General features: G+C 62.5%; 29 protein-coding genes and 1 tRNA gene. 16 read left to right on the top strand and 14 right to left on the bottom strand.

Going from position 1 to position 24626, the window contains the following annotated elements; translation table 11 throughout:
• Positions 1-45: 45 nt before the first annotated feature.
• From KY495_RS17440 to KY495_RS17465, 6 genes are all read right to left on the bottom strand, one after another.
• On the bottom strand, positions 46-543 hold the full coding sequence (locus KY495_RS17440) for a TssQ family T6SS-associated lipoprotein (protein WP_219880632.1): 498 nt from the start codon (positions 541-543) through the stop codon (positions 46-48).
• Between the two features lie 19 nt (positions 544-562).
• Positions 563-2212, bottom strand: coding sequence for a serine/threonine-protein kinase (locus KY495_RS17445; protein WP_219880633.1), 1650 nt, complete (start codon positions 2210-2212; stop codon positions 563-565).
• Positions 2209-2982: a PP2C family serine/threonine-protein phosphatase gene (locus KY495_RS17450; RefSeq protein ID WP_219880634.1), complete on the bottom strand. Its 774-nt coding sequence runs from the start codon at positions 2980-2982 to the stop codon at positions 2209-2211. Before KY495_RS17450 ends, KY495_RS17445 begins: the two co-directional genes overlap by 4 nt.
• Positions 2975-3595 carry a type VI secretion system-associated FHA domain protein TagH gene (gene tagH / locus KY495_RS17455; protein ID WP_219880635.1) on the bottom strand — a complete coding sequence of 207 codons (621 nt, stop codon included), beginning with the start codon at positions 3593-3595 and terminating at the stop codon, positions 2975-2977. The genes KY495_RS17450 and tagH overlap by 8 nt, the downstream gene beginning before the upstream one ends.
• Before the next feature lie 210 nt (positions 3596-3805).
• Complete coding sequence (gene dbpA / locus KY495_RS17460; protein WP_219880636.1) at positions 3806-5215, bottom strand: ATP-dependent RNA helicase DbpA; 1410 nt, start codon at positions 5213-5215, stop codon at positions 3806-3808.
• 49 nt (positions 5216-5264) lie between these two features.
• Positions 5265-5498 carry a hypothetical protein gene (locus tag KY495_RS17465; RefSeq protein ID WP_219880637.1) on the bottom strand — a complete coding sequence of 78 codons (234 nt, stop codon included), beginning with the start codon at positions 5496-5498 and terminating at the stop codon, positions 5265-5267.
• Positions 5499-5887: 389 nt separating this feature from the next.
• On the opposite strand from KY495_RS17465, the gene KY495_RS17470 reads away from it, so the two are divergent.
• Positions 5888-6928 carry an AraC family transcriptional regulator gene (locus KY495_RS17470; RefSeq protein WP_219880638.1) on the top strand — a complete coding sequence of 347 codons (1041 nt, stop codon included), beginning with the start codon at positions 5888-5890 and terminating at the stop codon, positions 6926-6928.
• Here KY495_RS17470 and KY495_RS17475 read toward each other — a convergent pair.
• From KY495_RS17475 to KY495_RS17500, 6 genes are all read right to left on the bottom strand, one after another.
• Positions 6920-7660, bottom strand: coding sequence for a lipase chaperone (locus KY495_RS17475; RefSeq protein WP_219880639.1), 741 nt, complete (start codon positions 7658-7660; stop codon positions 6920-6922). The two genes, KY495_RS17470 and KY495_RS17475, sit on opposite strands and share 9 nt — an antisense overlap.
• Before the next feature lie 60 nt (positions 7661-7720).
• Positions 7721-8551 carry a S9 family peptidase gene (locus KY495_RS17480; RefSeq protein WP_219880640.1) on the bottom strand — a complete coding sequence of 277 codons (831 nt, stop codon included), beginning with the start codon at positions 8549-8551 and terminating at the stop codon, positions 7721-7723.
• 320 nt (positions 8552-8871) lie between these two features.
• Positions 8872-8948: transfer RNA gene (locus KY495_RS17485), tRNA-Met, on the bottom strand.
• A 41-nt stretch (positions 8949-8989) separates the two neighbouring features.
• Entirely contained in the window at positions 8990-10156 is a 1167-nt protein-coding gene (locus KY495_RS17490; RefSeq protein ID WP_219880641.1) for a class I SAM-dependent methyltransferase, read from the bottom strand.
• Between the two features lie 73 nt (positions 10157-10229).
• A complete protein-coding gene (locus KY495_RS17495) occupies positions 10230-11021 on the bottom strand; it encodes a hypothetical protein (protein WP_219880642.1) in 792 nt (263 codons plus the stop codon).
• An 85-nt stretch (positions 11022-11106) separates the two neighbouring features.
• Positions 11107-11319 (bottom strand): hypothetical protein, encoded by a 213-nt coding sequence (locus KY495_RS17500; protein WP_219880643.1) that lies wholly within the window; start codon positions 11317-11319, stop codon positions 11107-11109.
• 131 nt (positions 11320-11450) lie between these two features.
• Here KY495_RS17500 and KY495_RS17505 point away from each other — a divergent pair, with 131 nt between their 5' ends.
• The 15 genes from KY495_RS17505 (at position 11451) to KY495_RS17570 (ending at position 18716) form a co-directional block, all read left to right on the top strand.
• Positions 11451-11600 carry a hypothetical protein gene (locus tag KY495_RS17505; RefSeq protein WP_219880644.1) on the top strand — a complete coding sequence of 50 codons (150 nt, stop codon included), beginning with the start codon at positions 11451-11453 and terminating at the stop codon, positions 11598-11600.
• Positions 11601-12110: 510 nt separating this feature from the next.
• On the top strand, positions 12111-12362 hold the full coding sequence (locus tag KY495_RS17510) for an AbrB/MazE/SpoVT family DNA-binding domain-containing protein (protein ID WP_219880645.1): 252 nt from the start codon (positions 12111-12113) through the stop codon (positions 12360-12362).
• Complete coding sequence (locus KY495_RS17515) at positions 12356-12703, top strand: type II toxin-antitoxin system ChpB family toxin (RefSeq protein WP_219880646.1); 348 nt, start codon at positions 12356-12358, stop codon at positions 12701-12703. Before KY495_RS17510 ends, KY495_RS17515 begins: the two co-directional genes overlap by 7 nt.
• A gap of 13 nt (positions 12704-12716) precedes the next feature.
• On the top strand, positions 12717-13427 hold the full coding sequence (locus KY495_RS17520) for a hypothetical protein (protein ID WP_219880647.1): 711 nt from the start codon (positions 12717-12719) through the stop codon (positions 13425-13427).
• Positions 13428-13690: 263 nt separating this feature from the next.
• Positions 13691-13897: a hypothetical protein gene (locus KY495_RS17525; RefSeq protein ID WP_219880648.1), complete on the top strand. Its 207-nt coding sequence runs from the start codon at positions 13691-13693 to the stop codon at positions 13895-13897.
• 31 nt (positions 13898-13928) lie between these two features.
• Positions 13929-14186 (top strand): hypothetical protein, encoded by a 258-nt coding sequence (locus KY495_RS17530; protein ID WP_219880649.1) that lies wholly within the window; start codon positions 13929-13931, stop codon positions 14184-14186.
• A 244-nt stretch (positions 14187-14430) separates the two neighbouring features.
• Positions 14431-14607, top strand: a complete 177-nt coding sequence (locus KY495_RS17535) for a hypothetical protein (protein WP_219880650.1) — start codon at positions 14431-14433, stop codon at positions 14605-14607.
• A gap of 19 nt (positions 14608-14626) precedes the next feature.
• Positions 14627-14869, top strand: coding sequence for a hypothetical protein (locus KY495_RS17540; protein ID WP_219880651.1), 243 nt, complete (start codon positions 14627-14629; stop codon positions 14867-14869).
• Between the two features lie 38 nt (positions 14870-14907).
• Entirely contained in the window at positions 14908-15141 is a 234-nt protein-coding gene (locus tag KY495_RS17545; RefSeq protein WP_219880652.1) for a hypothetical protein, read from the top strand.
• Positions 15142-15327: 186 nt separating this feature from the next.
• A complete protein-coding gene (locus KY495_RS17550; protein WP_219880653.1) occupies positions 15328-15801 on the top strand; it encodes a hypothetical protein in 474 nt (157 codons plus the stop codon).
• A gap of 13 nt (positions 15802-15814) precedes the next feature.
• The gene (locus tag KY495_RS17555) at positions 15815-16099 is read left to right on the top strand and encodes a hypothetical protein (protein WP_219880654.1); all 285 of its coding nucleotides are present in this window, start codon (positions 15815-15817) and stop codon (positions 16097-16099) included.
• Positions 16092-16340, top strand: coding sequence for a hypothetical protein (locus KY495_RS17560; RefSeq protein ID WP_219880655.1), 249 nt, complete (start codon positions 16092-16094; stop codon positions 16338-16340). Before KY495_RS17555 ends, KY495_RS17560 begins: the two co-directional genes overlap by 8 nt.
• Positions 16341-16467: 127 nt before the next feature.
• Positions 16468-17220 (top strand): restriction endonuclease, encoded by a 753-nt coding sequence (locus KY495_RS17565; RefSeq protein WP_219880656.1) that lies wholly within the window; start codon positions 16468-16470, stop codon positions 17218-17220.
• Positions 17221-17296: 76 nt separating this feature from the next.
• Positions 17297-17431, top strand: coding sequence for a hypothetical protein (locus KY495_RS24235; protein ID WP_267876159.1), 135 nt, complete (start codon positions 17297-17299; stop codon positions 17429-17431).
• A gap of 91 nt (positions 17432-17522) precedes the next feature.
• Positions 17523-18716, top strand: coding sequence for a helix-turn-helix domain-containing protein (locus tag KY495_RS17570; RefSeq protein WP_219880657.1), 1194 nt, complete (start codon positions 17523-17525; stop codon positions 18714-18716).
• A 945-nt stretch (positions 18717-19661) separates the two neighbouring features.
• Here the strand turns inward: KY495_RS17570 and KY495_RS17575 are convergent.
• The gene (locus KY495_RS17575) at positions 19662-23378 is read right to left on the bottom strand and encodes an AAA family ATPase (protein ID WP_219880658.1); all 3717 of its coding nucleotides are present in this window, start codon (positions 23376-23378) and stop codon (positions 19662-19664) included.
• Positions 23375-24625 (bottom strand): exonuclease SbcCD subunit D C-terminal domain-containing protein, encoded by a 1251-nt coding sequence (locus KY495_RS17580; RefSeq protein ID WP_219880659.1) that lies wholly within the window; start codon positions 24623-24625, stop codon positions 23375-23377. Before KY495_RS17580 ends, KY495_RS17575 begins: the two co-directional genes overlap by 4 nt.
• Position 24626 lies beyond the last annotated feature (1 nt).

Consider the following 24626-nt stretch of genomic DNA (forward strand, 5'->3'; position numbering starts at 1 on the left):
CCAGAGAAACGGATGAGGCAGGGCAGGCCGTGGGCCTGCCGCAGGTCAAGACTTGCTGCTTTGCTTCCTGGCCCGTTCAAAGGCCGGTCCCCACAAGGGGTGGCCATGTTCGCCCGGCTGCAGGTCAAACGACGGGTCGAGCTTGAAGGCTTTTTCAAACGCCTGGCGGCACAGCGTCGTGCGCGAAGTCACGCAATAGCTGAACGCCATGTACTTCAGTGCCTGCAGATGGCCGGCCCTGGTACCGCCGGCGATCTCGGGCGCCGACAGGCGCTTGATGGCATCGTTGAACTGGCCCTTGTTGTACAGCTCGATCCCTTCGCGCAGGCTTTGCTGTTCTTCGCTGGCGCGGCTGCCGGCGGGCGGGTTCGGGTTGCCGGGCGAGCCGGGCGCCGGACGGCTGGCCTGGGAAGGCGCCGTGGCAGGCTTGGCGGCCGGGCCGTCAGGCTTGATGCCCACCATGGGGCCGACCGTCTCGCAGCCCGTCAATGCGAGGGTCGCTGCGATTGCAAGAAAGAGTGTGCGGGAAATGGATGGGCTCATAGGCAGAATGATAGTGTGTTTATTTTGCTCGCGCTGCGAAATCATGTTCAATCGTGCCTGACTTGTTCTTGGCGAGATTCACCTCAACAAAATAATCAGGGAAGTTCGGATTGACCACGCGAATCTTGTGTTGGCCGGCCGGCAGCACCAGGCGCTTGAGCGGCGGGCTCACGCCTTTTTGCTTGCCATCGACATAGATCGTGCCCCATGGCTTGATCTGCAGCCGGTAGCTCGCTGTTTCCGGCTTGGTGTCCGCCGGGGCCGGGCTGGCCGGGGGCGTTCCCAGGATCGCATCCACGCCAGGCTGGTCGGCTGCGGGAGCGGCCGCCACCGCCTCGTCCAGCGCCGCGGCCGGCGTGACGTTGTCGGCCGTGGGCGGTGGCACGGGGGCTTCCACCACGGCCGGCGCGGCGTCCGGCAGGGCCGGTGCGGCGTCCGGCAGCACCGGCGCGTCGGCCTGTACCACCGGCATGACCGTGTCTGACGGCGTACCCATCAGCCAGCTGGCGCCAAAGCCGATGATCACCATGACCGACAGCGCCAATGCCGCGCGCGACATCCACTTGGGAGCCGGCTTGTGGATCGCGCTGGCGGCGGCCGCGGCCTTGGGGACGATCCGTTCGGGCCCAGGCGCGGGCGGCGCCGCAGCCGGTTTAGGCGTCGGCAGTGCACCGGTGGTCTCGGCCGGGGCGGTCGGGGTACTGTTCTGGGGCAGGCGGTCAAGCGTGGCAAAGCGCTGGGTGTTGCCGCTCGGGCGCACCCGCGGCGCGCCGGACGACTTGATGCCCAGCAGTTCGCGGAAGGCATCGATGGTCTGCGGCCGTTCGTGCGCCATGACCGCCAGTCCCTTGTCGATGGCGGCCAAAAATTCCGTACTGTAGCCATCGACTCCGCGCACGGCCAGCGGCGCAATCGGGTCTTTCACCATGCGCGCGATCGAGGTCGCCGGCGGCTCCTTCATGATGGCGTAGTAGATCACCGCCGACAGCGAATAGATGTCGGTGTAGGCGCCCTGGTCGAGCGAGGCGTCACCCGCATACTGCTCCACCGGCGCGTAACCGGGCTTGAGGATCACGGTAAGGCCGCGCGTGCGATCGCCAATGATCTGGCGCGCCGAGCCAAAGTCGAGCAGCACGGCGTCGCCGTTTTCCTGCACGATGATATTGTCGGGCGACACGTCGCGGTGCAGGATGCGCATGGTGTAGAGCATCTCCAGCGCTTCCAGGATCTGCTGCAGGATCTTGCGGCACCACGCTTCGTTGACCACTTCCGGCGCGTGCGTGACGATGTCCTTGATGGTCTGGCCATCATAGTACTGCATGGCGGTGTAGGCGGTCTGGTTCTGTTCCCAGAAGCGGTATACCTTCACCAGCGAGGGATGGTCGAACTGGGCCAAAAAGCGCGCTTCATTGATAAAGCTCTTCAGGCCCACATTGAAGGTTTCCTGATGGCGCTCGGCGCGCACCAGGATGCTGTGGTCATCGGCGCGCGTGGCCAGCACGCCCGGCATGTATTCCTTGATCGCCACGTGGCGCTGGAGCGAATGGTCAAAGGCGATATACACAATCCCAAAGCCCCCTTCGCCCAGCACGCCCGTGATTTCAAAGTCGTGCAGGCGGGTGCCGATGGGCAGGCAGTTTTCCGAACCGGCGATGGCTTGCGCGTTCATGCTCCCGCCTTGTGTACCAGGATGGCGTAGGCGGAATAATTATCCCGCACCTTGCCACTGTTGATGATGTTGTCGTCGGCCAGGCGGCACATGGCGGCCAGCCACTGCTCGCAGCTGGACGCTTGCGACAGCGTGCGTTCCATGTCAGCTTCCATGACCCATTCCCACAGCCCGTCGCTGCACAGCAGCAGGGCGTCGCCCGGCAGCAAGGTGGTGGCGCCGGCCGACAGCTCGATCTGGGTATCGCCCTCGGCGCCAATGGCGGCAAACAGGATATTGCGCTGCGGATGGCGGCGCAGCTGCTCGGCGCGGGCATAGCCGGCGTCGATCAGCTGCTGGGTCAGGCTGTGGTCCTTGCTCATTGCATGCAGGCGAGCATTGCGGAACAGGTAAATGCGGGTGTCGCCCAGGTGGGCCCACAGGGCCTGGCCGCGCGCGCGGTCCACCAGCAGGGTGGCCACGGTGGTGCTCATGTCGGCATAGCGGGGCGTTTGCAGCTTGCGCCTGGCCACTTCGCCGCTGGCGCTGGAGGCATAGCCGAGCAGGGCGTCGCTGCCGAAGCGCGGGTTGTCCTGGAAGGCATTGAGGATGGCGTCCACCACCACGCGCGAGGCCACTTCGCCGCCTTCGTGGCCACCGGCGCCGTCGGCTACCACGAAGCAGGCCAGCGGGTCGCGGAAGGTTTCGCCCACCGTGTCCTGGTTGGTGGCGCGCTGGCCGATATCGTTAATCCTGGTCCATGACAGGTCGATCGGCACCTGGTCAACCATTGTCGCTGCCCGCGTTGCGCTCGACTTCCTTTTCGTAGGCGTCCAGGAAATCGGCGCCGAACAGGGTCTTGAACTGGTCCTGCGATTCGCCCGCCACGCCATGGTGCTGCTGGCAGTACATGTCCCACAGGGCTGCCTTGCGCTTGAACGGCACGATCGCAAACAGGGGATTGGCTTTCAGGTTCGTTTCAATGCGTTCCGGGCGCAGGCGGCGGATCACCTTGTCCATGCTGGCGCGGGTGCCGACCACCACGCCTTTCTGGTGACCGCGCAGGTCGCGGTAAGCGTCTTCGATCGATTCGAGCGGCTCCATAAAGCCGGGCATCTTCTTGCGCAGCATCTGGGTCAGCACGGTTTCACTGTCCGGGAAAAATTTCAGCGGGTTGTTGTTGCGCATGACGACCACCGTCACGTCGGCCTTCACTTCCTGCTTGACCAGCGAGCGCAAGGCCAGCAGGTCGATCGTGCCTTGCAGGCAACTATTCATCAGCTTGCCAAGCAATTCCATCAATTCGGGAGTCAGTGATCCGATCGCGTCGGACGGAATGCCCGCGCCACGCAAGAATGCCTGTTTCAGGACTTCACGGTCATCGGCTACGACTTCGTTATTCATTAGCATGGGATCCTGAGAATGTGATGTTTATTCGCAGCAATAATGCCAGATTTGGGCAGGCCGGTCACCTTCCACACGCGCTTATTTCACAGTTGCCGGGAGAACGTACATCCCAGCCCACACAACTTGCCCTGAACTGACAGGACTGTCAATGTTTTACACATCGAATCATGCCTGCGAAACAACGTTGTAATTACACAACTCCGGCCCTCAAACGGCGATGAAACGCATCTTGAAGCTGCGCCCCTTGATATTGCCAAAGTCAGGGCCCAGCCTGTTGCCGGCGTTGAGGCGGCGAAAGGCCTGGTCCGCTACCCGGCGATCCAGTGCCACATAGGTCATGAACTCAAACACATTGATCTTGCCCACCTGTTCCTTGTCCAGGCCGGCGTCGCCCGTGAGCGCGCCCAGCAGGTCGCCGGGGCGCAGCTTGTCCTTCTTGCCACCCATGATGCACAGCGTGACCATGGGTGCGGGCGCAGCTTCTTCCGCGTCGCCGCCAAGCTCGTCCAGCGCGTGCCACTGCACCGGCGCATTCTGGTATTGCTCGATCAGGCGCACCCACTTTTTCTCGTTCGGTGCGCACAGCGTCAGGGCCAGGCCCGACTCGCCTGCGCGGCCGGTGCGGCCCACGCGGTGGATGTGCACTTCCGTATCCTTGGACACATCGGCATTGATCACCGCGCCCAGGTTGGCAATGTCCAGGCCGCGCGCGGCAACGTCGGTTGCCACCAGCACCGAGCAGCTGCGGTTGGCAAACAGGACCAGGATTTCGTCGCGCTCGCGCTGCTCCAGTTCGCCGTACAGGGCCAGGGCCGAGAAGCCCTGGGCCCGCAATTCCTCGGCCAGTTCCCGGCAATGCACCTTGGTATTGCAAAAGGCCAGCGCCGATACCGGCTTGAAGTGCTTGAGCAGGCGTCCCACGGCCGCGTCGCGCTCGTCGAAATCGACTTCGTAGAAGCGCTGCTCGATCTGGTCGCCCGCATGCTGCGCTTCCACGATCACTTCCACGGGATTGTGGAGGAAGCCTTCGGTGGCCTGGCGGATGTCGTCGGGATAGGTGGCCGAGAACAGCAATGTCTGGCGCCGCTTGGGGCAGGCGCTGACGATGCCGGCGATCTCGTCGTAAAAGCCCATGTCGGTCATGCGGTCCGCTTCATCGAGCACCAGGGTCTGTACCTTGGACAGGTCGAGCGTGCCGCGTCCCAGGTGGTCGCGGATGCGGCCCGGGGTGCCCACCACGATGTGCGCACCATGCTCGAGCGAGGCGGCCTGGGGGCGCGTGGGCGCACCGCCCGTGAGCGTGAGCACCTTGATGTTGCCTTCCCCGCGCGCCAGGCGGCGCAGCTCGTTGGCCACCTGGTCGGCCAATTCGCGCGTGGGGCACAGCACCAGGCCCTGCACCGCGAACCAGGCCGGATTGAGCTTGTGCAGGATGCCGATGCCAAACGCTGCCGTCTTGCCGCTGCCGGTCTTGGCCTGGGCGATCAGGTCGCGCCCTTCGAGCACGTGCGGCAGGCTCTTGTCCTGGATAGTCGTCATCGCGTGGTAGCCAAGCGTGGCGAGGTTGGCCAGGAAGCTTGGCGTCAAGGGCAGGGTGGTAAAGGCAATTGGAGTCATGTGATGCGGGCCGTGAAAAATGGGACGGCCCCAGTCTAACAGAGGCGCGTCAGGCGGCAGCCCAGATGGGCAGGCCGGTCAGGTCGGTGTGGTCGTCGCGGCGCCAGACGGGCAGGCCGCTGGCATCGGTTTCTTCGAGCAGTTCAAGCTGCTCCTGCTTGACAATGATCTTGCGCCGCCGCGGCACCGTGGTGCGGCGTGCTTCGGCTGGAGGGTGCATGAGGTCGGTAGCCGGGCCAAAGCCGGGCAGGTCGAGCGTTGCGTGGTCTTTTTTGTCTCTCATCTACAGCGCCGGAAAAGCAAAGGCCCGGCTGCGCGAGTCGGGCCTTGTTCGATTTTTGCGAGGGCGCAGTATAGCAGCCCGCGCGTGCTTTGCGGGGCGGTTTTTCCGCGCCCGCCCACGGGCCGCATCACCCCCGGCGGGCTTTGACAACCCCGGCGCCGCCTTAGCGAACGTGGTAAATATGATAAGGTTGTCATAAATGCTGTCTCGTGACACAATCGTGCGGCCACGGCCTTGAATCCCTGTTGATCCCGACTGGAGCACCTTCACCACAACAGCCACCTTGCCACCGACCCTGCGGGCAGCCGCCCGCCACCCATGTCAAACCACCCTGCGCGCAGCGGCGCGAGGGCGTCCCACGACGATCGTACTGGACTGGACACACCGCAATGAGCAATCGAACCACCTCGGCCGCCTGGGTGAAAGGCATCGGCGGCCTGTTTCAGGATGAAGGGCTGAACGTGCGGGAACTGTTCAGCGATATTGGTCTGGACATGGCGGCGCTGGACGACCCCCACATGCGTTTGCCGACCGACCAGGTCAGCTTGTTGTGGGAGCTGGGCGTGGCGCGCTCGCACAACGCGCTCATTGGCATCGCGGCGCCGCGCTCGTCATCGCTGGCCACCTTTGACGTGGTGGGCTACGCCATGATGTCCTGTCCCAACCTGCTCGCCAGCCTCGAGTGCCTGGTGCGCTATCTGCGCGTCGTCAGCGAAGCGGCCACGCTGGTCCTGCAGCAGCAGGGCGAGGACTGGTCGATTGCGCTGACGCTCTTTGGCGGCGACATCATCGTGCCGCGCCAGCGCTGCGAATTTGACCTGCTCACGCTGCTGTCATTCTTGCGCTGGATTGCGGGCCGCCGCATTCGTCCGCTCCAGGTCGAATTCACCCATCCCCAGCCGGATGCGCCGGACCAGTACGAAGCCGCGTTTGAAAGCCCGGTGCGCTTTAACGCGCCGGCCAACCGCATGGTGCTGGCCGGGGCCGACCTGGCGTTGCCGCTGCCCACCCACAGCCCGGCGCTGGAAAAATTCCATGCCCAGTTTGCCGGCCAGTGCATGACGCGCCTGGACCACAAGAAAATCACCCGCCTGACGGGAGAACTGATTGCCCACAAGCTGTTGGGATGGGAGCCGCGGCGCGAGGAAATCGCCCGCCTGCTGTGCCTGGGCGACCGCACGCTGCGCCGCCGGCTGGAAGAGGAAGGCACCACGTTCCAGAAGGTGCTGGACGACACCCGGCGCGAACTGGCGCAGCAATATTTTGCCCAGCAGCGCTACTCGGTGGGCGAAATTGCCTACATGCTCGGCTTTGCCGACCAGGGTACCCTGTTTCGCGCCTGCCGCCGCTGGTTTGCCGTCTCGCCCCGGCAGTACCAGTCGCGCTTCGCGCCCATGCGGCCACCGCTGGCGCGCGCGTCTTCAGCTTGACGGCGGCGGCATCCTGCTCAGGATTTCCTGGGCCCGCTCGGCCTTTTGCTGTGGCGTCAGGTGGGTCTCCTTGTCTGCCGCCATCAGGGCGATCAGCTGGCGCGTGGTTGCTTCTTCGGCCCCGAACATGGCGCGCGCCGCCTCCGCGCCCAGGTAAGACACGCGCAGCGTGTGCAGGCTGTCGAGAAGCTTGAGGCCGTCGCGTTCGTTCTCCGGCGCGTTTTCCGGCGACACGGTATGGCTGAGCGCCTTGGTGTATTGCTGGAACTGCGCGGCCAGCACCTTTAGTTCGGCGGCCGCCTGGGCCGGCAAGCCGGCGCTGATCTTGTCCAGCGCGGCCTGCATGGCCACGGGATCTTCCTCCAGCAGCAGCTTTTCCAGGTTGGCGTGGGTGTCGCTGTTCAAAATCAGCCGGCCGCGGCTGTCAGCGGAAAAACGGGGTGGCGACATGGTGCTCAAAGGTGACTCCATGGTCAGGGAGGGGCCGGCCGGCAGGGGCGCCAGCCAGGGCGCACCGGCTCCCAGCGGCGACTGGGCATAGGCGTCGCCGGCAGCCGCAGCCGCCCCTTGCGGGGCGGCCTGCGCGCCGGCCTGGGGATCTGGCGACGCGGCCGCGGCGCGCGCCTCCACGCTCCCCGGCGCGTCGTAGAACAGGCGGACAAGCAGCCAGATGAGTCCCGCGGCAGCGGCGACAGCAAGCGCAGCACGCAGCCATTGTTTCGTGTTGTTCATGTTCGCTCCAGGGGTAAATGCCGCGGGAAGGTTCGCTCAGTGTAGGACAGCGCTGCCGGATCAGAAAGGTCCGGTGGAGCGGAACGTCGAGAAGCGGCTGTCGCCGTTGAGGAACTGGCTGTAGCGCGTGTCGCTGTCGAGGAAGCGCTTCATCCACGCCACCTGGGTGTAGCTGGCCGGCTGGCTGGCCGTTTTCGGGAAGTTGTGATCGGCGCCGCGGATCACGCCCAGCATCTTGCGGGTGGTGCCAGGCGTGGCGTTATAAAAGCTGGTGGACATGCTGGGCGGCGCCACGCCGTCGGCGCTGCCGGCCAGGTAGGACATCGGCACTGCCGAGCTGCTCACATTGCTGCTCTGGGCCCATGGCGCAAATGCCACGCCGCCCTTCAGGCCAGGGGTCATGCCCGCGGCCAGCATGGCGCCGCCGCCACCCATCGACCAGCCGGCCACGCCCTGGCGGCTGATGTCCATCTTGCCGGCCACGGGACCGGTGGTGAGCGCGGTGACGGTACGCAGGGCGGCCAGGATCTGGTTGGCGCGGCTCGGCGGGAAGTCGTACGTGCTCTTGGTATTGATGGTCACCACCACGAAGCCATGCGTGGCCAGGCGGCGGCTGATGGCCGCAATCGAGGACTGGGTCGCGGTAAAGCCCGGGCACACCGCAACGACGGCATATTTGCCGGCCGTGTTGGGCGAGTACACGGTGCCGCCGCCAAAGCCGGTGCCGGACACCGACTGGGTGGACACGGCGTACGGGCCGTCAGCCTGGACGCTGGCCAGGGTGGGCGCAGGGCCGTTTTCGACCGCCAGCGCGTGGCCGGATGAGAGCAGGCCGGATGCGGCCAGCAGCGCGGCGGCAAGGCCCATGGCCGGGTGTTTGAATCGTTGCATTGATTTTCTCCTGATATGCGATGAATGGATGTGTCTTCGTGTGACTTCCTGATCGGTAAAGGATGGGAGAAACGGGTCTGGGCCCGCTGCGGGCGGCTGCGCGCCGCGCCGTGATTCCAATGCCTTTACGATATTGATTGTGAACATGAATGCAACAGGCGTCAGTGGCTGCCGTGGCCAAATTACTGGCTTTGCGCGGCCAGCCGGTGGCCATCGGGAAGCGTGCAGCAGGGAAGGGGCAGATGTGTGCGCTACGGACGGGCACAAAAAAGCCGCGTCATCCCTGGCGGGACCGCGGCTTCAGTGGTGTTGCTGTGTTCTGGTTGCGGGGACAGGATTTGAACCTGTGACCTTCGGGTTATGAGCCCGACGAGCTGCCAGACTGCTCCACCCCGCGGAAGCAATTATATAGAAGAGGGCGCCAGAGCGCAAGGATAGTCAGGAAATAGTCAGGCGCCACAGCGACGTGAGCTCGGCCGAACGCGCCGCATGCAGCGGATCGTCGCTGTCGCTGGCCTTGGGATGGGTGGGCCGCACGTCGATTTTTTCCTGCACGGCCAGGCCGCCCTCGGCGATCCAGGCCATCAGCTCGGCGCGCGGACGCAAGCCCAGGTGCTCGGCCAGGTCGGACAGGATCAGCCATGCTTCGCCACCGGGCGCCAGGTGGGCCGCGACGCCGGCCAGGAAGGCGCGCAGCATGCGGCTGTCCGGATCGTAAATGGCGTGTTCGATGGACGAGCTCGGGCGCCCCGGCAGCCAGGGTGGATTGCAGACAATCAGGTCGGCGCGGCGCTCCGGGAACAGGTCGGCCTGCATCAATTCCACCTGCCGCTCCAGGCCCAGGCGCTGCAGGTTGTCGCGCGCGCAGCTCAGGGCGCGTGCATCCATGTCGGTGCCCACGATGTGCTGCAGGCCGCGTTTGGCCAGCACCGCGGCCAGCACGCCGGTACCGGTGCCGACGTCAAAGGCCACTTTGGCACCGGGCGGCAGCGGCGCATTGGTCACCAGCGCCACGTATTCGCCGCGAATGGGCGAAAAGACGCCGTAATGCGGGTGGATGCGCTCGCCCAGGGCGGCAATCTCGACGCCGTTCTTGCGCCATTCGTGGGCCCCGATCAAGCCCAGCAGCTCACGCAGCGACGCCACGAAAGGCTCCTCGCCGCGCCCATAGGCTTCATTGCAGGCCAGCTGCACGTCGGGCGCGCGGCGCAGGGGAATGCGGTAATCGGCATCGAATGGAATCAGCAGCATGGCCAGCGTGCGTGCGCGCTGCGACTGGGCCTGGCGATGCAGGTGAAAGGCTTCGGCCGGACTGGCGGGCACCCTGGCTGCCTTGGCCTTCTTGCCCTTGCCGCCCTTGTGGTCGGTGCGCCGGGCCAGGGCCGAGAGCAGCTGGCGCGCATTCTGGAAGTCGCCCCGCCACAGCAGCGCCGTGCCTTCGCAGGCCAGGCGGTAGGCCACGTCGGCCGGGGTCTTGTCGTCGGCGATGACGACTTTTTTCGGTGCCGGCATGCCGCTCTCGGAGCGCCAGCGGGCCGAGCGCGTTTCGCCGCCCTCGGTCCAGTGGATGCGGGCGGGGGCGTCGGCGGGGGAAGCTGGGAGCATGGTGGCGATCAAAAAAAGGGGCGAGCGCGGGCAGCGCTGCAAAGGCGCCATTATACGTCGCCAGCGGGGCCGGTCAGGCGGAAATGGCGTCGCCCAGGGCCGGGCTGCCGTAGGCATTGGCCACGGCCCTGGCGCGTTCGGCAGGGGCCACGTCCGGGGTGTCGGGCCGCGCGCGCGGGGCCAGCAGGGCGGCGCGGTCCACCAGGCGCATCAGGCGCAGGTTCAGGCTGCCGCTGGCGTCGCCATCGGACACATCGGTGCGCAATTCGCGGCTGAGCAGCTTGAACAGGTCTTGCAGGCCGCCGGGGAATTTGATCGCCGGCAGCGGTTTGCCGGTCAGGACCAGCACATCGGGCATCTGGATGGGAGGCGCCTTGGTGCGCAGTTCGCCTTCGGCATTGCTGGTGTACTTGACGGCCACTTCAAAATCGAAGCGCTGTCCTTCGCGCGTGACAATCTCGCCCACGCCGTAGAAGCTGGCGTTCTGGCTCAGGTCCAGCTGCGCGCTGCGCGGTTCGCGTTCGCCGGCGCCCCCTTCGAGCGCACGCGCCTGATAGGAACTCATGTTGTACGACACCGCTGCCGTGCTGGCAGTGTCGCCAAACATGTTCCTGGCGATACTGCCGATCAGGTTCTGGGCCGATTCGCTGGTGGACACCGGCGCCTCGCTGCGGGCCTCGATGGCCTGGCGCGACAGCCTGACGATGTCGTCGGGGAGCGCAACCGGGTCCACCACGGGGAGGGCCGCGGCGATCTTGCCACTGACCGGCACCGGCATGCCCGCAGTTCGTCCCGCCGCTTGCGGCAAGGCAGGCAGAATGGGCGAAGCAGGCGGGCGGGGGCCCGAAGCAGGTGGCAGGGACATGGCGGTTATCAAAAGCTAAAGTGGTGGGTATCACGAGAGGTAACGGCGCCCCTTAGAAGAACTTTAGCTTTTTTTCGAAAATTTTTTAGTGGTGGTGGCTCCAGCTGCCATCGATCGACTGCATGAACGATTCCACGGCATCCTTGCTGCCGGTGGCATAGCGGCGCGGTTCACCGCAGGCGCATACGCCAAGGTAAGGCTGGATGTGCGAACAGGCCGACACCTTTTGCAGGACAACTTTGACGGGCTTGGTGCATTTGGCGCATTTGAAGGTGAGGAAGCGGGCAGGTTTGGTCATGAGCGGGGCCGGTGCGTGAAAAAGCGCGCATTTTATCATCCAGGCCGGCGTCAACCTCGGTGTCAGGGCTGCGTTAACTGGGCAGGGCCGCGATTATCTGCGGCCAGCTGCCTCGTGAACTGGATTGTGCGATGAACAAGCCACAGCAACCCACCAAGGAAAGCGTCCGCAACTGGTTGCGCACGCGCGCCGAACGCCGCTGCCCGCCACCGGACCCGGCGCAGATTCGCCGCGAGCTCGGCTGGGAGCTGATCAAGCCGGTGCCGGAGCGTAAGCGCTGAGGCGGCATAAGGCGCCGTTTCACGAGATCAAGCGTGCTTGCGCCTTGCCTTTTCTGCTTGAAGAATCGACGTGCATTCCTTGGTGGTAGGGATTGTGCGGCCGGTGACGATGTCATGCCATCCGCCGCAGTCAGGATCGGGACAGCCGCACACTGTCGTTCTCACCGGGTGGCCTGCCAAACCTTCCCGCTTTTGTCGGGCATTGGCGCGTTCTGCGCTTTTGATAATGCTCAAAGGGGAGGCGGGGTTTGCTGGCGCGACTGTTGAAAGCGGGTCGTTCTCACTTCAGGATGGCAAATCCTCCATCAAGGACACGGGCTGGAAACGCTACAGCTGATGTTGGGCCATGCTGACCTGGATCATGTTGATCCCTACCTCCAAGTCGACAAGAAGAAATTGCGCCAAGAATTCGCAGAGGCCTTATGACTTTTCTGTCGCTACAATGTATCTACAATCTGGTTGACAAGGATGTTTGACGGAATCTACAATGTATCAACATCAGGAGGGTTTATGGAATTGTCAGTTCAGAAGTGGGGCAACAGCGCGGCGGTCCGGTTGCCTACTGAGTTGCTTGCCCTGCTCAAGGTGACGTTGGGCGACAAGCTTAGTGTCAATGTGCAGCCAGAAGGAGTATTGCTTAAGGCTGCCCGTCCGTCGTATTCGCTCGCCGAGCTGGTGGCTCAATGCAACCTCTCAGCACCAGAGCCATCCGACATGGCTGCATGGTCCCATGTTCAGCCTGTGGGCCGTGAAGCGTGGTGAAGCGCGCTAAATTTGGGCGTGGCGACATCGTCATGGTGAGTCTCGACCCAACCGAAGGGCATGAACAGCGAGGATTGCGGCCTGCCTTAGTGCTTTCTGCGACAGCATTTAATGCGCTAGGCTTAGTTTTAGTTGCGCCGATAACCCAAGGCGGAGACTTCGCCCGCCATGCTGGATTTGCCGCGTCGCTGGACGGTGCAGGCACTAAGACGCAAGGAGTTGCGTTGGTAAATCAGATTCGCATGCTCGACTTGGAAGCAAGAAAGGCTAAACGAGTCGAAACAGTGCCGGAGTTCGTTGTGGAAGATGCGCTAGCGCGTTTGCGCGCAATTACCGACTGAGGAAAATCGGGCCATGCAATTCCTATTCAAAATCGCAGACGTGTACTTCGTCAAAGAGCGTGGCGCGATCCTTTTTCCCGGCGTGCCATATTCTCTCCCGCGCGCAGTCCAGGTTGGTGCAGCTATTATTATTGAACGCCCCGATGGTTCGCGCATTGAGACCACGATCAAGGGGTTCGAAATGATCCGCTCTATTGTGCCGTTGGAGCATGCTCCCTTTTTCGTACCCAGACACATCGGCAAGAGCGATTTGCCGCTAGGGTCGCAAGTTTTTCTTGCGGAGGATGCCGCCTTCGATCGTGGCTCCGTTAAACCGCCACGCTGTAATGCCTGCTCTTCTCCCGCCGTCGTGCGCCTGATCTATGGGCTGCCGGATGCAGAGGCCATGCTAGCGGTGAAAGGTGGCCAAGCGATCCTAGGGGGCTGTGACATTTTCGAGACGGCTGCCCAGTGGCATTGCACCAAGTGCAAAGCTGAATGGGGCGTATCTGAATGGACTCCAATCATCAGAAAAGCAAATGACCAGGCCGAGGCGAAGCGAACGCTGCAGGACGCCGAAGCCCTGTCTCGCGGCACTTTGAGCGCTTCGGTAGGCGATGGCGGCTTGGTTCGATGCCCCTACTGTCGCCGATCCTTCGATGTTCGGTCAAACATGTCCTGGAACGGAAAGCGTCATAAAACGTGTGGGACCTATCTCACACTATCAACACAGCCGCCCCGATGACTTTGGCACACCGAAAGGCATGCGGCAGCTTTACCGGCGTCGTTGCGTGTATGACCCAGTCCGGCTCGCTGGGATACCAAGGAAAATCGATTGGCCCGCGTTGAGGCCCTCTGCAAGTATGGGAAGTGGTGGGTGCTCATACTTGCGGGTGAATTCAGACGAAGGATCGTCTCTGCCGACTGCTGCTGCATCGGCGCACGACACCGGGGCTCTCTGGATCGGAAGCGAGATGTCGACCTGCTCCAAACGTAAAGGAAAATCGTATGCCGGATAAACTGACAAGGGAACAGGCGGAGAGGCTTGCAGACGAACTGCTGGCAAAAGAGCCGCGCTGGATCGATGGAAAATTGGTCAAGACACTGACGGCGATTGCCGACGAATACCCGGTCCAGCCTGTACGTCACGAGTCTTGGTCGAGTGATCCAACTTCGCCGCTGTATCACATGTACATATTGAACGATAACAGATAAGCGGCGCGTGCCGCCCTCAAAGTAAAAGACCATGAACAAATTTGAAGACCCTGTCTTGGTCAAGGCGTATGAGTCGCTGACCGCGAGCTTTTTCATGAAGGACAAAATTCTTTACCTACCGTCAGGCGAAAGATCGACCAGCAATAAGGCCGCAGAACTTTTTTGGATGGGGTTCGACGGTGTGCATCGTTCAGGTGGGTGGGATTCCGACGCTAAGCGGAGCATTGGCTACGCCTACTGGCGAGCTGGCCAAGATGCCGTCAAATTGCGCCCGGAAAAGTTGAGCTAGATAGGAAAAATATGATGAGCAATGTGGTTCACTTCCCTGGCGATCTTCGCCCGCCAGTGTTTAAGATTCGGGCTCAAATTGAGGTTTGGCGTAGCGACGATCCAGGCCGAGTACCCACGATGATTTTGTGCGAAGAGGTGGTCACGACAACGCCCAATAGGCTAGACATGGAGGCCATTGCTCGGAGTAAGGTGTTAGCGGGCCTGTCGCAGCTCGGTGTGATACTACTAAGGTGGACTATCATATGTGGTCGGTTGAGTTCTTCGCTTCAAGGTCGCGGGCGTACACGGGCGCGGTGCTCGATGTGAAACCTGAGTCGGTGCCCGCGAGCGACGCCTTGGTGACCAAAGAACAGGCCGTTCGCGGCCTAATTTATCTGCCCTACGATCTTGCGGAGCAGCGTGAAGTGTACGGCGCTTAATCCCTCGGAAAAGATGTATATGGAACAGACCGACAGGATGCGGTTGGGTGCCACAGTATTTCTCGCCATGGTGGCGTTCATCAGATCGCGAAGGGGCCTCCAGAAGAACGGCGCGCTGGCAGTATCGTTGAGTTTATTGCTGTCCATAGGACTGTACGTTACGGGTTTGGACGTAGCAGCCCAAGTGGTGAAATGCTTGGCTGTTGCGATAGCCTTCGGGCTCATCCTCAAGGAACGTCAATGGAAGCGCGACAACGAATAGGAAAAGTGCGGCGCTGATTTCGCGTCCGCGAAACTGAATTGACGAACCGCGCCCGGGTGGCGCCGCAGCTGGCCGGTGCCGGCGCAAGGGAAATATGGGACAAGCAAAAGACCGAGGTACTGCAGAGCAAAGGGCACAGAGTGCGCATGAGAAGCGGCGAGAGGGGCTACAGCCAGTTGATATCGATGAACTTCGCGCGGCTCATGATGTACCGGCAGATGCGGAATTCGTTGGGTTCGTCGTTTGGCTGCGTGAACGCGATGAGTTTCTAGTGCGCCTGGATGAACGTGGGGCTACGGCACGGTCTTACGGTCGCCTGGTCGACGCGGCCGTGCTGTTCCGCACATGGGATGACGCCGCGCCTCACGCCGTAGCATGCAAGCACCCGGCCATCGTAGCCGCTGCATTCGACATGGGCAAACGCATGATGGTTATCGGTGGCTGAGTCAAGGAAAAATATGCCGGAAAGCTTTTATCACGTTCTTGCCGCTGTAGGTGATGCACCAGCGCAGGTGCTTTTCTCTGACATGACTCAGAAGGAATTGGTTAAAAATTTTGTGACACCTTACAGGCGCGACAAAGCATTCTTCGCAGGCACGCAGATCGTGAACCCGTCGGAGCTGAGGACGGTACGAATAATTGAAACCGCAGGGCGAGAAGCGGAAGAACGCGAACGGATCAACTTGGCGAGTTTGGCGCAAATCGAAGAAGGGAATCGTAGCTCTGGTGTGATTATTTGCAGTATCGGCCAAGGGTACGAACCGGAAGATTTGCAAGACGCTGGCGCGGACGTGACCCGCATGCATCTGCGTGCTGGACCGGGTTCTTCAACTAGCATATGGGGTCTATCCAAGACAGTCGTGGGTTGGACGCTGGGGATCGCTGCTGGTGTCATTGTGACTGGTTTAGCAAAGTGGCTTGGACTTGCGTAGGTAAAGGAAAAATATGCCAAACGAAAGCTGGATTAAACATGCGTACCCGCTTCAGCAGATCACTATCAAACTGCAAGGTACACGGCACAGCAGCCGAGAAAATGTGATCAACCAACTTGAAACCGTACTTGCACGGCTCAAGAGCGGCGATGTGACTGGCGCCTCACACGACTACGATTTCGGCTACCAGTTTGATGTCCACTTTCGCACGCGAAAGTTTAGCACCAAGGAAAAATTCTGCGCCCATGGCGCCCCGAGAGCCGGCCGGTATGCCGGCGAGAGTAAAGCTAATGAGTGATGACTTTGAAGTAAAAATTTCCCCGCTTTCGCAGCGGATCGAGCAACAGGGCAAAGGAATCGACGTGCAGATCTACGAAGATGGCTCGGGTGGTTGGTTACTGGAAGTGGTAGACGAATTCGACAACTCGACAGTGTGGGATAAGCCGTTCGCGACAGACCGAGATGCTATGAATGAACTGCAAGAAGCGTTGCTCGAAGAAGGAATTGGCGCTTTAGTCGGGCAGCCGGGCAACGGATAACGGCCGAGAGCATGCGCAATCCGTAACCTGTGCCAAATCCGCGCTTCGGCGCCCACTACCTGGCCGACCGGCCAGCAGGGGAAGCGAAAGATACAACGCGCATCCAACAGCCAATGAATAACGCTTCATGAATCCACTTGAAAAATTCATCGCTTTCGTCGCCGCCGTCTGCATCGTCTCGGTCGCCAGTGGTTCGCCCTCGGTCGCAGTCGTGGTCCTGATGATCGTCGGCGTGTTTGTGTGGTTTGGTTTAGTAGGGCAATCCAAACGGCGCGAGGAGCGCCAGAGGCGCATCGAGGAACACATCGTCGAGCTTGCGCGAAAGCGGCAACAGCTGTGTTTTAATGCCGGCTATGGCGTGACCGACAAGAGTAGGTGGAATAAGGAAATGCGCGCTTTCATGCGAAATGTGCTGCAGTTCCCGACCGCCGGCAAACAGATGCAGCCTCAAGTGGAGGCGATTATGGTAGAGATCGACGAGATGGTCCTCGCACACATTGCAGAGGCAGGTCCGACTACGGGCTATGAGCCAGATATGTCCGGTACCGACTACGAAGCCTTTTGTGCCGAGCTCTTGCGGGGATTAGGGTTCGACGCCGAGCTGACGCGCACGACGGGGGATCAGGGCGCCGACATCCTCGCTAGTCGCAACGGTGAACGTTTCGCCATCCAATGCAAGCGCTACAGCGGCAGTGTTGGAAACGCCGCCGTTCAGGAGGCCATCACAGCTCGCAGTTTCTACGACGCCGATCACGCGGTGGTGGTTAGCAATGCCCAGTACACGATAGCCGCGAGGCAGCTTGCGGGGAAGGTAGGTGTCTACCTGTTGCACCACGACGACCTGTCTTCATTGATGGCCCGGCCACCAACATCGATCTGAAGAAGGCGGCACTGTGGCCCCAATCAATTGCGAAGATGGGTCTGAATGCTCGCTCCTAAACCCGAGAAAAAACACGATGCTGAACGAACTGGAACCGGACCTGCGTGAACTGATTGAATTGGTGCGAGCGGCCGAGAATTATGGCGTGACGATGGCCGCAGCCGCACTGGTAGGTGCACCGTTAGAGGCCAGTGGCCAGGCGATTGCATAGCGCCAACGGAAGGGCCAACGCATCGCGCATTTGCGCGTCAAATGGAACATCTGACCCAAGGAAAATTTCGCGGACGCGAAAAAAGGAAAACATGCTTCTTCCATTAAACTTATCCCTAACGACACAGCAATCGTTCGAGGTGATGATTGCTGTCCGTTCCCAGGAAGGCCCGCATTTGGAATTTAAGCGGGAGTTACCATCCATATGGGACAACTCTACGAAGCATGAATTCCTTGCGGACATTACCGCCTTTGCGAATGCGGGCGGTGGCGATCTTATTTTCGGGATTGCTGAGAACAACGAAGCGCAAGCCTCCGCCATTGTCCCGCAGCACCATTCAACAGATCAAGAAGTTCGTAGGTTGCAGGACTTTCTGCTCAATCAATGCGAACCCAGAGTGCTTGGTGTGCAGTTCCACGCAGTCGACGTCACGATAGATGGGGTGGCCGGTGCCGTCTTTGTGGCCCGGGTACCCCAAAGCTGGCAAGGGCCTCATCGCGTCAAAACCAATAATCATTTCTATGTCCGCGATGGTCTTCGTAAGCGCCAACTGGATATCCCAGAGATCCGGGCTATGTTCTTGAGAACTGCCGAACAAGCGAGCCGAGTGCGCGACTTTCGATCCGAGAGAATTGCAAAAGTGCTAAGCGGCGAAGGGCCGCATAGGCTAGCACCTGGGCCGATTTTAGCCATTCACGTAATTCCCACTCAGTCAGTATTGGGCTCGGTGCGGGTCGATCCCGTTTTTTATACAGATCAATCTGCGCTGCCGGTTCTTGGAACGAACTCAGAACGCGCCCGGATTAACTTAGACGGGGCACTCGGCATTAGAAGCGCAGGTTCAGATGGGGAGGCCAAAGGCTACACCCAATTATTCAGAAACGGCTTTATAGAGTCAACGCATGTCCTGACGGTAAGAACTGGCGAAGAGAAAGCTGTTCTTCCAAGTATCTGGTTTGAGCAGTGCGTGATGGACTTCGTAAAGGCGTTTTACCGTGAGCTGAAGCGGCTTGAGGTGGACACTGAATCCGCCGTAATGATATCGTTGATCCATGCCGACAAAACTGTTTTGGGCGTTTCAGATCTATACAGTTTCCACGAGCCACATCAAAAACACTTTGATCGTTGCAACGTAATTCTTCCCGACGTGGTTGTACCTTCAGTCGAAAATCTGGCGTCGTCATTGCGGCCCTGTTTCGATCTGATCTGGCAGGCTGCTGGCTTTTCCGGGTCTTCCAGTTATGATCAAAATGGGGAGTGGCGGCCAAGGCAAGGTGGGCGTTAAGCTGCATTGAACACGCAGAAAGCCATAGCTAACGCATGACATCTAAGCGCCGCCACCGTGCAGAAGCGACCTGGATAGGAAAATAGCCCACCGCAGCGCCCACGGCCCGTTGGACGGCCTATGGCCTTAAGGCTCAGCGTGGTGCCAGCGAGAGAGAGAATGAACCAGAGTTTTAAAACCATGGCTTCGTCGGGGAGGTCCTTCCGACTCAGCTTGCACCAGACACCTACTGCTCCGACATTTTCCTCTGCGAGGGCTTGAGGTATTTGCATACCGAAAACGAATTGCACGTGTTCAAATTACCAGTGGACCACCCTGGCCATGAGGCGTTTCGGGGTACCAGCGGTGCCCCCATCGTCGATATGCAGAGGCGCATTGTTGCGTTGGTATGTAGCGGAGACGCGGAACAAGGCTTGACCTATGGAATTTCGATAGGTGTCTGCAAGGTTTGCCTGGATTACTATTGCGAAGCCGCGGAAAATCACTTTCGCGTGCGAAAGCGCAGCAACCAAGGAAAATATGAATCCCGAACAGATTCAGGCAGTAACAGACGCAGCCAAAGCTATGCTCGAAAAAGGAACTTGGTCGGCCACGTGATGGTCACGCAAATCGGGGATGATCTAAACCTGCGTTGTACCGCTTGCCAAGCTGAGGAGACGGTGAGAGATGTCTCTGACAAATGTCGTCCTCAAAAATTCACCTACTTTCCTGCAATGATGGAGGCCGGGAGTACGTAAAGTGTGAAACATGCGGCAAGGTTCACGACCGAGTCGTCCCTGGCGCCAGGTAAGGAAAAATATGAACGTCAACGACATCACTGATGAAGAACACCTAACCCTGCAGCGAGTCCACGGGGCCAAGATTGCAGTGGTCAAGTAATTTCGGACACATCATATGTGGCTTCGCTAGGGGCGATGCACTGCGGCGATCCCGGTTACCCTTATCTCACTGCACCGTTACCGTGCTGGACCCGCCGCCCGACGGCTGGACCAGTACCTTGGTGGCGATGCGCTCCGTCATTTCCTGCACATGCGAGATCACCCCTACCTTGCGTCCCATCGATTGCAGGCCATCCAGGGCATCCATGGCCACGCGCAGGGTTTCGCTATCCAGGCTGCCAAAACCTTCATCGATAAACAGGGACTCCACCCGCACCCGGTTCGACGAGAGCGACGCCAGCCCCAGCGCCAGCGCGAGCGAGACCAGGAATGATTCACCGCCCGAGAGCGAATTGACCGATCGGATTTCGCCGCCCATGTCCTGGTCGCGCACCAGCAAGCCGAGCGATGGCCCGGCCGCCGTCGTGATGCGCTCGAGCCGGTAGCGCTTGGCCAGGTGCTGCAGATGGCTGTTGGCGTAGCCAAGCAGCACGTCAAGCGTAAACTGCTGCGCGTAATTGCGAAACTTCTTGCCGTCCGCCGATCCGACCAGCTCGTTAAGCCTGCCCCAGCGCAATTCGATCTGCTCCTGCTGCTCGATCTGCGCCATCATCGCCTGCGCAGTGCGGCGCCGCTCCTCGTCCTGGGCGATCTGCAGCGCGCATGCCGCCGCTGCTTCCTGAGCCTGGCGCCGCTCGGCGTCAGTCTGTTCCAGCGCGCCCGCCAAGGCTTGCATGTCGGTCTCGCCGGCGGGCGCAGACTGCTGATGCGCCACGCACTGCGCGCGCCGTTCGGCCAGCACGGTGGCCGCGCGTGCCATGGCCTCGTCCAGCGTCTGCAAGGCGCGGCGTTCGGCAAGCAGGCTTGCATGGTCGAGGGCGAGCAGCTGGCTCAATGCCTGCTGGTCTGCGATACCGTCAGCTTTGGCCAGCCATGCGGCAAGCGCCTCGCTTGCTGCGGCTGCCTGCTCGCGCATGGATGCAAGGCGCGCGGCAAGGAGTTTTTGCGATTCGAGCACACGCGTTTCGGCCTGCGCCGCTTCCTGCGCCGCCAGCTGGCGCGCGGCGAGGGCGCTGCGCGCCTGCGTGACAGCGGCGGCTAGTTCGCGCTCGATGTCTGCCGTGGCGCGGCCGTCCCACAGCAGGGCGCGCTGCTTCTGGCGCGCGCCGATGTCGCCGTCGATCTGCTGGAACTGGAGCGCGGCGGCCTGTTCGCCCGCTTCCGCCTGGGCCACGCGCGACCGGGCGCTGGCCAGTTCCAGCGCGAGGGCCGCCAGCCGGGAGCCGCGTATGCCATGCTGCTCAGACTGGGTAAGCCATTGCGCCGCTTCCGCTGCGCGTGCGCTGTGAAACTGCGCCGGATCGGCGCGCCATGCCGCCCGTCCGCCGGCTGCCAGCAAGACGGGGTCGAGTTCATCGAGCAGCCGCGCCAGTTGCGCTTCGAGCTGGGAATGGCGCTCGGCCAGCGCGGCCAGGGCCGCTGTCGCCTTGATCTGCTGGGCACTGGCGGCGGCAGCCTGTTCGCGCGCCGCTGTCAGTCTGGCGGCGCTGCGGTCGTAGGCTTGCTGCGCCATGTCGCGTGCCTTGGCCGCGTCGCGCGCAGCCTGTTCCTGCGCTTCCAGCGCCTGAAACTGTTCCTTCACGTGTGCGCGCAGCTCACTTAGCCACGCACCGCGTTCCTCTTCGCCCGGCGCTTCCGATGCGAGCTGGCAGGCTTCCCACGCCGCCTGCATGCGTTCCAGGTCTGCACGTCGCTGCGCCAGTTCCCGCGTCACGACTTGCTGCTCGCTTTCGTGGCGCGTCACCAGCGCCCGTTGGGCAGCCTGGGTGGATGCATTTTCCTGTACCAGTTCACGGCAGTGGGCCACCTCCTGCCGCAGGCTTGCAAGCATGCCGTGCAAGACCGGCTGCTCGTGCTGATACGGGTGCTCGCCGCTGCCGCATACCGGGCATGGCTCGCCATCGGCCAGGGTTGCGCGCAGTTCGACCACACTGCGGGCGCAAGCCAGTTCCGCAGCTTGCAGCGAGCGTTCGGACTGGGCGAGCGCTGCGTTCAGGGCAGGGCTCTCCCCGGCCGCCACGGTGAGTGCGCGAGCCGCAGCGGTGACGGCGCCGGCAAGTGCCGCTGCCTGCTCTTCGACTTGCGCCAGGCGGGCGTGGGTGTCCGCCAGCGCCGTCCACCTGCCTTCGGCGGCGACGATTGCTTCGCGCCGCCCCTCCAGATGCTGGCGTTCATCGCGCAACCGGTCGGCATCTATCGCTGCCAGGCTGGCGCTGGTTTGCTGGCGTGCCGCCTCCAGTGCTGCCAGATGCGCGCTGATGTCAGCCAGGGCCGCGTTGCTTTGCTGTTCCATGTCGCTGGCCTGTTGGCACTTTACGTGTGCCTCGTCGCGCTCCATGCCCACTCTTGCCAGCTGCGCCGCGCTGTCCTCGGCCTGTGCCAGCAGCGACTCCCAGCGCTGCCACTGGCGCGCCAGTGCTTCCCATCCGGCGTGCGCTGCCAGCCACTCGGTGGCAATAGCCTGTTCGTCGCTCGTGCGTGCCTGTTCTGCGCTGCGCTCCTGTGCCGCGCTGCGCTCCTGCGCCAGCTCGCGCCTGGCCGCGTCGAGCCGGGCGCGGGCAGCGGCATGGGCCGGCGCGAGCGATGCCATGCCCGCGTCGAGCGCCTTGGCCAGGTCCAGGTCGGGTCCTGCCCGCAACTGGGTCTGCTCGGCCTCCTGCAGGGCAGCCGTGGCAGCGGCGACGGCGCCTGTGCCTTGCTCCTTCTCGCTGCGTGTCTGCAGCAGCTGGGCGTCGGCCTGGCGCGCTGCGGCCTCGGTGGCGGCGATTTCATGTGCCAGCCGTGTGCACTCGGCCTGCAGCGGGCGGGCCGCTTCCGCCGTGTCGCGCAAGGCCAAATGTTCGCGCCGGGGCGCCGCGTCCTGGCATGCCTGGCGGGCCACGTTCAGCGCCTGCTCGGCTTGCGCTTCGTTCTGGCGCAGTCTGGCCGACTCCTGGTGCCAGCGCAGCTGCTGTTCCAGCCCCGTCTTGCGGGCGTCAGCCAGTGCCAGCGCCGCTTGCGCGGCCGCGCCTTGCGCGTCGAGACTGCAGCGCGCTTCCGCCGACAGGGGAATCTGATCGGACAGACGGCTTTTCAGTTGCTGCAAGGCTTGCTGCTCGGCCTTGTAGCGCTCATGGGCGCGGCGTGAGATGACGGAGTAGATCGCGCTGCCGGTCAGCGTTTCAAGCAATTCGCCGCGATCGTTTTCGTCCGTTTTCAGGAACGCCGAGAATTCATTTTGCGCCAGCAGCACGGCGCGCGTGAACTGGTCGAAGGTCAGGCCGATGCACTTGACGATTTCGGCCGCCACTTCGGTCTTGGTGCCGCCCAGGGCGGTCAGCTCCGGCAGGCGGTACAGCGTCATGCTGGTCGGCTGCAGGGCGCCGCTGGCCTTCCTGTATGAGCGCCGCACGCTCCAGCGCGCGCGGTAGCGCCGGTTGTCGTTGCCGACAAAGTCGACTTCCGCATGCCCTTCGGCGGCGCCGCGGCGCAGCAGGGTACGCGGGTCCTGCGCCGCCACGGTGGTCGCGCCCACATCCGGCAGCGGACTGCCACCGCGCAGCATGCGCGGGGTGGCGTCGTACAGGGCCAGACACAGAGCGTCGAGCAGGGTGGTCTTGCCGGCCCCCGTGGGACCACTGATGGCAAACAGGCCGGCCGACGCCAACGGTTCCTGTTCGAAGTCGACCACGAATTCGCCGGCCAGGGAGGCCAGGTTGTTACCTCCAATGCGCAGGATCTTCATGCACTGCCCTGCATGGCCAGCAATTCGGCAAAAGCGCGCAGCTGTTCTTCAGGCGCTTCGCTGCCATGCCTTTGCAGGTAGAGGCGGCGGAAGATGTCGTCCGGCTGCAGCTGTGCCAGCTGGTCCAGCGACATGGCCGCACCTGATTCGCCTGCATCGAGCTGCTTGCGGGTCGGCTCGATCTTGGCCAGGCGTACCGGCTTGCCGCGCAGGGCCGCCTCGATCCGCCCGCGCAGGCCCGGTTCGGGCGCGTCGAGCAGCACGCGCACTTCCAGGTAGGGCTGCAGGTGCGGCGCGCATTGTTCCAGCTCCAGCGCTTCGAGGGCAGCCAGTACCTGATCCAGGGGTGCGGGACGTGGCGGCACGCGCATCAGCTGCACCGCGCGCGGCACCATCAGCGGCGTCACCTCGCGCGCCACGCCGCCTTCCAGGTCGATGCGCAGTACCTGGTGCTGGTACTGCACTTCCGAAAACGACAGGGGCAGGGGACTGCCGCAGTAGCGCAGGTGTTCTTTTTTACCGACCCGCTGCGACAGGTGCAGGTGGCCAAGCGCGGCATAGGCGATGCCGGGATCGAACATCGCCGCCGGCAGCGCTTCGGTATTGCCGATCACGATGCGCCGTTCCGAGTCGGTTGACGCGGTGCCGTCGACCATGTGGCAGTGGCCCATGGCGACGATGGCCTGGCCCGGCTGGCGGCGTGACGAGGCCAGGGCGTAGGCCTGCTGGTACAGCAGCGAAATGCCGCCCAGGTACGGGTCGAGCGGCGCCGCGCCGTCTTCCGCGGCCGGCATGCGCGGCACGTCGCCCGGGCGCAGGAAGGGAATGGCCAGGCACAATGCGCCCACGGAGCCGTCGGCCGCGTGCAGCGGCACCAGGTGGCGCTCCACGTCGATCTCGCCACTTGCAGTACGCAGCACGTGGCCAATGACGTGGGTGGCGTGGGCCTCCAGCAAGGGGCCGGGCGCTTCCAGCCGCCCGGGTGAATCGTGGTTGCCGGCGATGACGACGATATCGAGCTGCGGCGCGCGCGCACGCGCCTGCTGCAGGAAGCGGTACAGCTGCTTTTGCGCGGCCGATGAAGGATTGGCGGTATCGAACACGTCGCCCGCGATGAGCAGCGCATCGACCTGCTCGGCCACGATGGTATCGAGCAGCCAGTCGAGGAAGCACTGGTGTTCGTAGCTACGTTCGTAATTGTGCAGGGTCTGGCCGAGGTGCCAGTCCGAAGTGTGCAACAGCCGCATG

This window comes from Massilia sp. PAMC28688 (assembly GCF_019443445.1).
Lineage (GTDB): Bacteria > Pseudomonadota > Gammaproteobacteria > Burkholderiales > Burkholderiaceae_D > Telluria_A.